The following is a 12,594-nucleotide window of genomic DNA, read 5'->3' on the forward strand; positions in this document are numbered from 1 at the left end:
ATTAGGAAATTTGAAATGTCTGTAACTAAAGACCAAATCCTTGACGCGATTGCTGAAATGTCAGTAATGGAAGTTGTTGAACTAGTTGAAGCTATGGAAGAGAAGTTCGGTGTAACTGCAGCTGCTGCTGTTGTTGCTGCTGGTCCTGCTGAAGCTGCTGAAGAAAAGACTGAGTTCGACGTAATCCTAGCTGCTGCTGGCGGTAACAAAGTTGCTGCAATCAAAGCGGTACGTGGCGCAACAGGTCTAGGCCTTAAAGAAGCTAAGGCGCTAGTTGAGTCTGCTCCTGCACCTATTAAAGAAGGTGTATCTAAGGACGAAGCTGAAGCACTTAAGAAAGATCTTGAAGAAGCTGGTGCTGAAGTTGAGATCAAGTAATCTAGCTCCCGCTAGGTTCGCTGCCTGAGAAATCAGGCAAGGGCTGGTGATTATTTAATCACCGGCCTTTTTGCGCTATAGAGCGATGTATTTCTATCGTGCATATAACTTCAAATTTCAGTGTAATTTTCAATAACTTAGATCTTTGTTGAAAATCGCAATGGCGTTTGAAGATACACTGTCTTGGTTACACTAGAACTTCAATAAAGCGCAACTGATGCGTATTAAAGTCCCTAGTTAAGCAAGTTAGTGTGACAATTTAGATGTTGTTATCATGGCTTAGATGCCAGTGAAGTCTGTTCAATTTTGGACAGGTTGGGTCAAAGATCAGCAAGCTGAGGAACCCCATGGCTTACTCTTATTCTGAAAAGAAACGTATCCGTAAGGATTTTGGTAAACGTCCACAGGTTTTGGATATACCTTTCCTACTGCAAATGCAGTTGGAATCGTTCGATAAGTTCATTGCGCCTGACGCTGATGGTGATACTGGACTGGAAGCTGCATTCCGTTCTGTATTTCCTATCAAGAGCTACTCGGGCAATTCTGAGCTTCAATACGTTAGTTATCGTATTGGCGAGCCAGTATTTGACGTTAAAGAATGTCAAATCCGCGGTGTGACATATTCTGCTCCACTTCGCGTTAAACTACGTCTTGTGCTAATGGACAAAGATGCACCTGGCACGGTCAAAGACATAAAAGAGCAAGAAGTTTACATGGGCGAAATCCCGCTCATGACTGACACCGGTACTTTTGTAATTAATGGTACTGAGCGTGTTATCGTTTCTCAGCTACACCGTTCACCTGGTGTATTCTTTGATAACGACCGTGGTAAATCACATTCATCTGGTAAAGTACTATATAACGCACGTGTAATTCCTTACCGTGGTTCATGGTTAGACTTTGAATTCGATGTAAAAGATAACCTTTACGTACGTATTGACCGTCGTCGTAAATTACCTGCATCTATCATCTTACGTGCACTTGAGTACACGACTGAAGAGATTTTGGCACTATTCTTTGAGACAACCAGTTTCGAAGTAAAAGATGGTAAAGTGTTGATGGAGCTTGTACCTTCACGTCTGCGTGGTGAAACCGCAGCATTTGACATCAAAGATGCAAATGGTGATGTACTAGTTGAGCAAGGCCGTCGCATTACTGCACGTCATATTAAGAGTATCGAAAAGCAAGGTATTGATACCCTTGAAGTACCGCATGAGTACATCATTGGGCGTATCGTTGCTAACAACTATATTGACGAGTCAACAGGCGAAATCATTGCAGAAGCGAACGCTGAGCTTTCTCTTGAGCTTATGGCTGAGCTGGTAAAAGCTGGTCACACGAAGATTGATACCCTTTATATCAATGAAGTCGACAGCGGTGCGTACATGTCAGAAACAGTACGTATTGACTCTACAAATAACCGCCTAGAGGCATTGGTAGAAATCTACCGCATGATGCGCCCTGGTGAGCCACCGACAAAAGAAGCTGCAGAAGCGTTATTTGATAACCTATTCTTCTCTGAAGAGCGTTATGATCTATCGACTGTTGGTCGTATGAAGTTCAATAGCCGAGTTGGTTATGATTCAGACGAAGGCGAAGGCACGTTATCTAAAGAAGACATCGTTAGTGTGATGAAGGTGTTAATCGACATCCGTAACGGTAAAGGCGATGTAGATGATATCGACCACTTAGGTAACCGTCGTATTCGTTCTGTAGGTGAAATGGCAGAAAACCAATTCCGTGTAGGTCTTGTACGTGTTGAGCGTGCGGTACGTGAGCGTCTAAGTCTTGGTGACCTAGATAACGTGATGCCACAGGATTTGATCAACGCTAAGCCAATCTCAGCAGCAGTAAAAGAATTCTTTGGTTCTTCACAGCTTTCACAGTTTATGGATCAGAACAACCCGCTTTCAGAAGTAACGCACAAGCGTCGTATTTCTGCATTAGGTCCGGGTGGTTTAACACGTGAACGTGCAGGCTTCGAGGTACGAGACGTACACGTAACGCACTATGGTCGTGTTTGTCCAATCGAAACGCCTGAAGGTCCAAACATCGGTCTAATCAACTCACTATCTACTTACGCGCGTACAAACGACTATGGTTTCCTAGAGACTCCATACCGCAAAGTAGTAGATGGAATCGTTACTGACGATGTTGATTACCTATCAGCAATTGAAGAAGGTCAGTTCGTTATCGCACAGGCGAATACAACGCTAACTGATGATAACCAATTTGCTGAAGAACTAATTCCTTGTCGTTTTAAAGGTGAATCAACCTTTATGCCAAGCGACAGCATTCAGTATATGGACGTATCTCCACAGCAGGTAATCTCTGTGGCCGCGGCACTTATTCCATTCCTAGAGCACGATGACGCAAACCGTGCATTGATGGGATCGAACATGCAACGTCAAGCTGTACCTACACTACGTGCTGATAAGCCGTTAGTTGGTACTGGTATCGAGCGTACACTAGCAAAAGACTCTGGTGTAACTATCGTTGCGAAGCGTGGTGGTATTGTTAAATATGCTGATGCGAGCCGTATTGTTGTTAACGTTAATGAAGATGAGCGTATCCCTGGTGAAGCGGGTATCGACATCTATAACTTAACTAAGTACACACGCTCAAACCAAAACACTTGTATTAACCAGAAACCAACTTGTATGGTTGGTGAGCCGGTAGTACGTGGTGATGTACTTGCTGATGGTCCTTCAACAGACCTTGGTGACTTAGCACTTGGTCAAAACCTTCGTGTGGCGTTCATGCCTTGGAATGGTTACAACTTCGAGGATTCAATCCTACTTTCAGAGAACGTTGTAAAAGAAGATCGTCTAACGACTATCCACATCCAAGAGCTTCAATGTATTGCCCGTGATACTAAGCTTGGCCCAGAAGAGATCACTGCGGATATTCCAAACGTGGGTGAATCTGCACTAGGCAAACTTGATGAGTCTGGCGTTGTATACATCGGTGCTGAAGTAAAAGGCGGCGATATCCTTGTAGGTAAAGTAACACCTAAAGGCGAAACGCAGCTAACACCAGAAGAAAAGCTACTACGTGCAATCTTCGGTGAAAAAGCATCTGACGTAAAAGATAGCTCGCTACGTGTACCAAACTCAGTATCTGGTACAGTAATCGATGTACAAGTGTTTACGCGTGATGGCGTTGAAAAAGACAAACGTGCATTAGAAGTTGAAGAAATGCAGCTTCGTGAAGCGAAGAAAGACTTCAACGAAGAGTTTAGAATCCTTGAAGGCGGTATCCTAACTCACGCTCGTAACCTACTGATCAAAGCAGGTATGAGTGAAGAGCAAATAGCTGGCTTTAATACTGAGAAATTGCTAACGCAAAGTCTTGCGGATGAAGAGCATCAAGCAGAGCTTGAGCAACTAGCTGCACAGTATGACGAGCTTAAAGCTGACTACGACAAGCGTTTCGAGAACAAGCGTCGCAAGATCACTCAAGGTGATGATCTAGCACCTGGCGTACTTAAGATTGTTAAAGTATACCTAGCTGTTAAACGTCGTATCCAACCTGGTGATAAGATGGCTGGTCGTCACGGTAACAAGGGTGTTATTTCAACTATCGTTCCTGTTGAAGATATGCCTTACGATGACAAAGGTCGTACTGTAGACATCGTACTTAACCCTCTAGGTGTACCGTCTCGTATGAACATCGGTCAGATCCTAGAAACCCACATGGGTCTAGCTGCTCGTGGTATCGGTGAACGTCTTGAAGAAATGATGAAAGAGCAACGCGAAATTCATGAGCTGCGTGAATTCATCAAGAAAGCTTACGAAATTGGTGATTGTCGCCAGAAAGTAGATATTGCTAACTTCTCTGATGATGAAATCCGTCGCTTGGCAGCAAACCTTAAAGGTGGTCTACCAATCGCAACTCCAGCATTTGACGGTGCACGTGAAGCTGAAATCAAAGACATGTTAGAGCTTGGTGGTTATCCGAGAAGTGGTCAGGTTACGCTATATGACGGTCGTACTGGTGATGCGTTTGAGCGTCAGGTGACAGTGGGCTACATGTACATGCTGAAACTGAACCACCTAGTTGATGACAAGATGCACGCGCGTTCAACTGGTTCTTATAGCCTAGTAACTCAGCAGCCGCTGGGTGGTAAGGCACAGTTCGGTGGTCAGCGTTTCGGTGAGATGGAGGTATGGGCACTAGAAGCATACGGTGCTGCCTACACACTACAAGAAATGTTGACAGTGAAGTCGGATGACGTAAACGGTCGTACCAAGATGTATAAAAACATCGTTGACGGTAACCACAAGATGGAACCGGGTATGCCTGAGTCGTTCAACGTATTGTTGAAAGAAATCCGCTCGCTAGGTATCAACATCGAGTTGGAAGAAATTTAATCCGACCGCCGCAGTGCGCTGCGGCATTGCTTAACAGCAGCCGGACTGAAAAGAATGTAGGGGTAAACAGCGTTTACCCTCAAGATTAACCTCCGACAGGAGAGCTAAGGTGAAAGACTTACTTAAGTTTCTGAAGCAACAAAATAAGACCGAAGAATTCGACGCAATTCGCATTGGTCTTGCTTCGCCAGACATGGTGCGTTCATGGTCTTACGGTGAAGTAAAGAAACCTGAGACAATCAACTATCGTACTTTCAAGCCTGAGCGTGATGGCTTATTCTGTGCCCGTATTTTCGGCCCAGTAAAAGATTACGAGTGTTTGTGTGGTAAATACAAGCGCTTGAAGCACCGTGGTGTTATCTGTGAAAAGTGTGGCGTTGAAGTAACGCTAACAAAAGTACGTCGTGACCGTATGGGTCACATTGAGCTGGCTAGCCCAGTTGCACATATTTGGTTCTTGAAATCACTTCCGTCACGTATTGGCTTAATGCTAGATATGACGCTTCGTGATATCGAACGTGTACTTTACTTCGAATCATTCGTGGTAACTGAGCCAGGTATGACTACGCTTGAGCGCGGTCAATTACTAGGTGAAGAAGAATACCTAGATGCGCTTGAAGAGCACGGTGATGAATTTGAAGCTAAGATGGGTGCAGAAGCTGTACTTGATCTACTTCGCGAGCTAGACCTTGGTCAGTTAATCGCTGAAATGCGTGAAGAGTTACCAACAATCAACTCTGAAACCAAGCGTAAGAAAATCACCAAGCGCCTAAAACTAATGGAAGCGTTCCACCAATCAGGTAACAATCCTGAGTGGATGGTAATGAGCGTATTACCAGTACTTCCACCAGATCTACGTCCTCTAGTACCACTAGATGGCGGTCGTTTTGCGACTTCAGATCTGAACGACCTTTACCGTCGTGTAATCAACCGTAACAACCGTTTGAAGCGTCTTCTAGACTTAGCTGCACCTGACATCATCGTACGTAACGAAAAGCGTATGCTTCAAGAAGCGGTTGATGCGCTACTTGATAATGGTCGTCGTGGCCGTGCAATTACAGGTTCTAACAAGCGTCCACTTAAGTCGCTTGCAGACATGATTAAAGGTAAGCAAGGTCGTTTCCGTCAAAACCTTCTAGGTAAGCGTGTTGACTACTCAGGCCGTTCTGTTATCACCGTTGGTCCTACGCTGAAACTACATCAGTGTGGTCTACCTAAGAAGATGGCACTTGAGCTATTCAAGCCATTTATCTACGGTAAATTAGAGCGCCGTGGTATGGCGACAACCATCAAAGCTGCGAAGAAGATGGTTGAGCGTGAAGTACCTGAGGTTTGGGACGTACTAGACGAAGTTATCCGTGAGCATCCGGTTTTACTTAACCGTGCACCAACACTTCACCGTCTAGGTATCCAAGCATTCGAACCTGTACTTATCGAAGGTAAAGCGATTCACCTGCACCCGCTAGTGTGTGCGGCGTACAACGCTGACTTCGATGGTGACCAAATGGCGGTTCACGTCCCACTGACGCTTGAAGCGCAGTTGGAAGCGCGTGCATTGATGATGTCTACCAACAACATCCTAGCACCAGCGAACGGTGAGCCAATTATCGTTCCTTCACAGGACGTTGTACTAGGCCTTTACTACATGACTCGCGATCGCATCAACGGTAAAGGTGAAGGCACTGTATTTAAAGATGCAAAAGAAGCTGAAAAAGCATACCGTGTAGGTGCTGCTGAGCTTCACGCTCGTGTTAAAGTGCGTATCACAGAAGTGACTATCGACGAAGAAACACGTGAGCGCGGCACGTTAACTCACCTAGTAGATACGACAGTAGGTCGTGCAATCCTTTCATTGAATATCCCTGAAGGTTTGCCGTTTGAACTGATCAATAAACCACTAGGTAAGAAACAAATTTCAGGTCTTCTTAATGAGTGTTACCGTCGTCTAGGTCTTAAAGATACAGTTATCTTTGCTGACCAAGTGATGTATACCGGTTTCCACTACGCGATGAAGTCTGGTGTTTCTATCGGTATCAATGACATGGTAATCCCACCAACTAAAGGTGAGATCATCGATCGTGCGGAAGCTGAGGTTGCAGAAATCAACCAACAGTTCCAATCAGGTCTTGTAACTGCCGGTGAGAAATACAACAAAGTTATCGATATCTGGTCACGTGTAAACGAAAACCTTTCTCGCGAGATGATGGCTAACCTTTCAAAAGAAACGGTTATCAACGCTGAAGGCAACGAAGAAGAGCAACCGTCATTTAACTCAGTGTTTATGATGGCAGACTCGGGCGCTCGTGGTAGTGCTGCTCAGATCCGTCAGCTAGCTGGTATGCGTGGTCTAATGGCACGTCCAGATGGTTCAATCATCGAAACGCCAATTACAGCGAACTTCCGTGAAGGTCTAAACGTACTACAGTACTTTATCTCGACGCACGGTGCACGTAAGGGTCTAGCGGATACAGCACTTAAGACAGCGAACTCGGGTTACCTAACTCGTCGTCTAGTAGACGTAGCACAAGATTTGGTTATCAACGAATCAGACTGTGGCACCGAAGAAGGTCTAGTAATGAAGCCGCTAATCGAAGGTGGTGACGTTGTAGAACCACTTCGCGAGCGAGTACTAGGTCGTGTTGTTGCGGAAGATGTATGTAAGCCAGGTACTACTGAAGTACTTGTTGCACGTAACGTAATGATTGACGAAAAACTGTGTGATCTTTTAGAAGAGCATTCAGTAGACGAAGTTAAAGTACGTTCTGTAATCACCTGTCAAAACGACTTTGGTGTGTGTGCACACTGTTACGGTCGTGACTTGGCCCGTGGCCATATCATCAATCCTGGTGAAGCAGTTGGTGTAATCGCGGCACAGTCAATCGGTGAGCCGGGTACACAGCTTACGATGCGTACATTCCACATCGGTGGTGCGGCATCTCGAGCGTCTGCAGAGAACAGTGTTCAAGTTAAGAACAATGGTAACTTGAAGCTGCACAATGCGAAGTTTGTAATCAATGCTGATGGCAAAATCGTTATCACGTCTCGTTCAACCGAGATCACGATTATCGATGAGCACGGTCGTGAGAAAGAGCGTTATAAAGTACCTTACGGTGCAGTATTAACTGTACAAGATGGTGCTGACGTTAAAGGTAACGACATCGTTGCTACTTGGGATCCGCATAGTCACCCAATCATCATTGAACATGAATCAAAAGTATCGTTCAGCGATATCGACGATTCAAACACTGAAGCACAGACTGATGAGTTAACTGGTCTAACACGTGTGGTTGTTAAGGATCTTGCGAAAGTAAACGCGAAAGAGCCTAAACTAATCATTGAGAACGAAGAGCGTGGTCTTCAAGAGATCCGTCTACCTTCATTCACAACGATTGAAATCACAGATGGTGCAACAGTACTACCAGGTTCTGTACTAGCTCGTATCCCACAAGAAGGTTCGAAGACTCGTGACATTACGGGTGGTCTACCTCGAGTTGCTGACCTATTCGAAGCGCGTAAACCAAAAGATCCTGCAATTCTTGCAGAAATCACAGGTACTGTTAGCTTCGGTAAAGAGACTAAAGGTAAGAAGCGCCTTGTGATCACACCTGATGAAGGTGATGCGTACGAAGAAATGATCCCGAAATGGCGTCAGCTTAACGTGTTCGAAGGTGAGCAAGTGGCTAAAGGTGAAGTTATTGCCGATGGTCCAGAATCACCGCACGATATCCTACGTTTGCGTGGTGTTACTGATGTATCTAATTACATCACTAACGAGGTACAAGAAGTATACCGCCTACAGGGTGTAAAGATTAACGATAAGCACATTGAGACTATCGTTCGTCAGATGCTTCGTAAGTGTATCATCCTTGATGGTGGTGACAGCGAATTCCTAGCAGGTGAGCAAGCAGAAGTTGCGCGCGTTAACATCGCAAATCGTGAGCTAGAAAAGCAAGGTAAGATCCCAGCTAAGTTTGAAATTCAGCTGATGGGTATTACCAAAGCATCACTTGCGACTGAGTCGTTCATCTCAGCTGCATCGTTCCAAGAAACAACTCGTGTTCTAACAGAAGCGGCTGTGAATGGTAAGAGCGATGAGCTACGTGGTCTGAAAGAAAACGTAATCGTGGGTCGTTTGATCCCAGCGGGTACAGGTTTTGCCTACCATGAAGAGCGTATCAATCGTCGTAAGCAAGGCGAAGCTGCACTTGAAGAACAAACAGTAAGTGCGGAAGAAGCAACTCAAGCGCTAACAGACGCATTAAACGCTGATTTACTAGGTGGCAACGAGTAATCGAGTCAGTTAGCTAAATAAGTTAAAAGCCGCTGTGCTAACTCCACAGCGGTTTTTTTATGCCTATACTATTATGGTCTATTTAAGGAAAAGCATGCCAAAGTTGCGACCTGTCGTGTTGCCATCAAAACGTCATATGAATATGTATACTGCAATAATCGTTTTTCCGCTAATCCCATAAGATTTGTTAACTTTCAATAAGTTCAAGCTGAAAATAGGCTAGGTTCAAAGTATTTAAAGACCGCTAATGATTACTTTTGGTTGACAGGTTAAACTTTGGTCATTAAAATTCGGCCACCCATTTTAGTCGTTCAATAAATTGAAGCGCGCTTAAATGGTAAGATTTTATTTTTCAGTAGTAATTTATTAATTCAGGAGCTATTTAATGGCAACTATTAACCAGCTAGTGCGTAAGCCACGTCGTAGCAAGGTTACTAAGAGCAACTCAGCTGCTCTTAAAGCTTGTCCACAAAAGCGTGGAGTATGTACTCGTGTATATACAACGACACCAAAGAAACCAAACTCTGCATTACGTAAAGTAGCGCGTGTTCGTCTAACGAACGGTTTTGAAGTAACTTCATACATTGGCGGTGAAGGCCACAACCTTCAAGAGCACAGTGTAATCCTAATCCGTGGTGGTCGTGTTAAAGACTTACCAGGTGTGCGTTTCCACACAGTTCGTGGTGCGCTTGACTGTGCGGGTGTTAACGACCGTAAGCAAGGTCGTTCTAAGTACGGTGCAAAACGTCCTAAGGGCTAATGGTTCTCCGTTAGTAAGGCCAAGCACTTAAGTTTTAAATTTTTATATATTGTTTTGGGAATCCGTGTAACACACGGACCTGAAGATACCGGAGAAAGAAAATGCCTAGAAGACGCGTAATAGGTCAACGTAAAATTCTTCCAGATCCGAAGTTCGGATCAGAGCTTCTTGCTAAATTCGTTAACGTAGTAATGCTTGACGGCAAGAAATCTACTGCTGAAAAAATCGTATATGGTGCGCTAGACGTGGCTGCTGAAAAATCAGGCAAGTCGCACCTAGAAATCTTTGAAGCTGCACTTGATAACGTTCGCCCACAGGTAGAGGTTAAATCTCGCCGTGTTGGTGGTTCAACGTACCAAGTACCAGTAGAAGTACGTCCAGTGCGTCGTAACGCACTAGGTATGCGTTGGTTGGTTGAAGCTGCTCGTAAGCGTGGCGAAAAATCAATGGGTCTTCGTCTTGCTCAAGAGATGATCGACGCTGCTGAAAACAAAGGCACTGCGGTTAAGAAACGTGAAGACGTTCACCGTATGGCTGAAGCGAACAAAGCATTCGCTCACTACCGTTGGTAATCTGCTAACACCCTTTAAGAGGATATTATGGCACGGACAACTCCTATTGAGCGCTACCGTAACATCGGTATTTGTGCTCACGTAGATGCGGGTAAAACAACTACGACCGAGCGCGTACTTTTCTATACTGGTCTTTCTCATAAGATTGGTGAAGTACACGACGGTGCCGCAACTATGGACTGGATGGAGCAGGAGCAAGAGCGTGGTATCACGATCACTTCTGCTGCAACAACGTGTTTTTGGAAAGGGATGGATGCTCAGTTTGATGAGCATCGTATAAACATCATCGATACTCCAGGACACGTAGATTTTACTATCGAAGTAGAGCGCTCATTGCGTGTACTTGATGGTGCTGTTGTTGTGTTGTGTGCTTCATCAGGTGTGCAACCGCAAACTGAGACGGTTTGGCGTCAGGCAAATAAGTATGAAGTGCCACGTATGATTTTTGTCAATAAGATGGATCGTACGGGGGCAGATTTCTTGTCTGTAGTTGAGCAGGTTAAAAAACGTCTTGGTGCTACACCTGTGCCTATTCAGTTGCCGATTGGTGCTGAAGACGAATTTAAAGGTGTTATTGACCTCATCAAAATGAAAGCGATTAACTGGAATGAAGAAGACCAGGGGATGACTTTCACTTACGAAGAGGTCCCTGCAGACCTTCAGGAGCTTGCTGAAGAATGGCGCTCTCATCTAATTGAGAGTGCAGCAGAAGCTTCTGAAGAACTAATGGAAAAATATCTTGAAGATGGTGAGTTGAGCGAAGAAGAGATTAAATCAGCCCTTCGCCAACGCACATTGGCCAATGAAATTGTGCCTATGACGACGGGTAGCGCATTCAAGAACAAAGGTGTTCAAGCTGTGCTTGACGCTGTAATTGAATTCATGCCGTCGCCTACTGAAGTAAAGGCTATCCAAGGTGTCTTAGATGACGAAACCGAAGATACGCGTGAAGCTGACGATAATGCACCGTTTGCGGCGCTTGCATTTAAGATCGCAACCGATCCATTCGTCGGCACACTTACTTTCTTCCGAGTTTATTCTGGTAAAGTGAGCCAGGGTGATTCGGTACTAAATCCTGTTAAAGGTAAAAAAGAGCGTTTTGGACGTATTGTTCAAATGCACTCTAACTCGCGTGAAGAGATTAAAGAAGTTCATGCGGGTGACATCGCGGCTGCTATCGGCCTAAAAGATGTAACTACTGGTGATACACTTTGTGCTCAAGAAGCGCCAATTACGTTAGAACGTATGGAATTTCCTGAGCCCGTAATCTCAGTCGCAGTAGAACCTAAAACAGTAGCTGACCAAGAAAAAATGGGCGTTGCACTCGGTAAACTTGCAGCAGAAGATCCTTCATTCCGCGTAGAAACGGACGAAGAATCAGGTCAAACGATTATCTCTGGTATGGGTGAGCTTCACTTAGATATCATTGTCGATCGTATGAAGCGTGAGTTTAACGTTGTGTGTAACGTTGGTAAGCCTCAGGTTGCATACCGTGAAACTATCCGAGCTTCTGTTGAAGCTGAAGGTAAGTTTGTGCGTCAATCTGGTGGTCGTGGTCAATATGGTCACGTTTGGTTGAAGCTAGAACCAATGGATGTCTCTGATGACGATGCGCCAATATATGAATTCGTTAACGAAATCGTAGGCGGTACAGTACCAAAAGAGTATATCCCAGCGGTTGATAAAGGGATTCAAGAGCAGATGAAGCAAGGTGTTCTTGCTGGTTATCCGCTATTGGGTGTCAAAGCCACTTTGTTTGATGGCTCGTTCCACGATGTCGATTCAAACGAGATGGCGTTTAAAATCGCCGGTTCGATGGGCTTTAGAAATGGTGCGCTAGAAGCAAGTCCAGTTTTACTTGAGCCTGTCATGAAAGTAGAAGTAATCACCCCTGAAGAAAACATGGGTGATGTAGTAGGCGACTTAAACCGTCGTCGTGGCATAATTGAAGGCATGGAAGAAGCATTTGGTGGCTCTAAGCAAGTTAATGCTCAGGTACCGCTTTCTGAAATGTTTGGTTATGCAACAGATTTACGCTCTGCTACTCAGGGTCGCGCATCATACTCAATGGAGTTTCTAAAGTATGCTGAAGCGGCTAAAAATGTAGCTGATGCAATAATTGCAGCTCGCGCTGTTAAGTAATTTTAGTTCGGTCCGGTCTTAGGGCTGGACTTTAATTTCTTTATAGGAAATTTTAAAATGGCAAAAGAAAAGTTTGAA

General features: G+C 44.8%; 6 protein-coding genes. All 6 read left to right on the forward strand.

The genetic code is table 11. The annotated features are described in order from the left end of the window. Positions 1–15: 15 nt before the first annotated feature. The 6 genes from rplL to fusA all read left to right on the forward strand — a co-directional run bounded on the left by rplL (position 16) and on the right by fusA (position 12,516). Positions 16–378, forward strand: coding sequence for a 50S ribosomal protein L7/L12 (gene rplL / locus D9603_RS05975; RefSeq protein ID WP_125251553.1), 363 nt, complete (start codon positions 16–18; stop codon positions 376–378). Between the two features lie 347 nt (positions 379–725). Continuing rightward, positions 726–4,751 carry a DNA-directed RNA polymerase subunit beta gene (rpoB, locus tag D9603_RS05980; RefSeq protein ID WP_125251554.1) on the forward strand — a complete coding sequence of 1,342 codons (4,026 nt, stop codon included), beginning with the start codon at positions 726–728 and terminating at the stop codon, positions 4,749–4,751. Between the two features lie 109 nt (positions 4,752–4,860). Then, complete coding sequence (gene rpoC, locus D9603_RS05985; protein WP_125251555.1) at positions 4,861–9,042, forward strand: DNA-directed RNA polymerase subunit beta'; 4,182 nt, start codon at positions 4,861–4,863, stop codon at positions 9,040–9,042. Positions 9,043–9,427: 385 nt separating this feature from the next. After that, complete coding sequence (gene rpsL, locus D9603_RS05990; protein ID WP_010387308.1) at positions 9,428–9,802, forward strand: 30S ribosomal protein S12; 375 nt, start codon at positions 9,428–9,430, stop codon at positions 9,800–9,802. A gap of 101 nt (positions 9,803–9,903) precedes the next feature. Further along, on the forward strand, positions 9,904–10,374 hold the full coding sequence (gene rpsG, locus D9603_RS05995) for a 30S ribosomal protein S7 (RefSeq protein WP_099031881.1): 471 nt from the start codon (positions 9,904–9,906) through the stop codon (positions 10,372–10,374). 27 nt (positions 10,375–10,401) lie between these two features. Next, complete coding sequence (gene fusA, locus D9603_RS06000; RefSeq protein WP_125251556.1) at positions 10,402–12,516, forward strand: elongation factor G; 2,115 nt, start codon at positions 10,402–10,404, stop codon at positions 12,514–12,516. Positions 12,517–12,594: the final 78 nt, after the last annotated feature.

Source organism: Pseudoalteromonas sp. PS5 (assembly GCF_004103255.1).
Classification (GTDB): Bacteria; Pseudomonadota; Gammaproteobacteria; order Enterobacterales; family Alteromonadaceae; genus Pseudoalteromonas; species Pseudoalteromonas peptidolytica.

Bases quoted from the DNA above. Each gene is read 5' to 3' on its own strand.
- fusA (WP_125251556.1), top strand. From the start codon at position 10,402: ATGGCACGGACAACTCCTATTGAGCGCTACCGTAACATCGGTATTTGT.
- rpsL (WP_010387308.1), top strand. From the start codon at position 9,428: ATGGCAACTATTAACCAGCTAGTGCGTAAGCCACGTCGTAGCAAGGTT.
- rpsG (WP_099031881.1), top strand. From the start codon at position 9,904: ATGCCTAGAAGACGCGTAATAGGTCAACGTAAAATTCTTCCAGATCCG.
- rpoB (WP_125251554.1), top strand. From the start codon at position 726: ATGGCTTACTCTTATTCTGAAAAGAAACGTATCCGTAAGGATTTTGGT.
- rplL (WP_125251553.1), top strand. From the start codon at position 16: ATGTCTGTAACTAAAGACCAAATCCTTGACGCGATTGCTGAAATGTCA.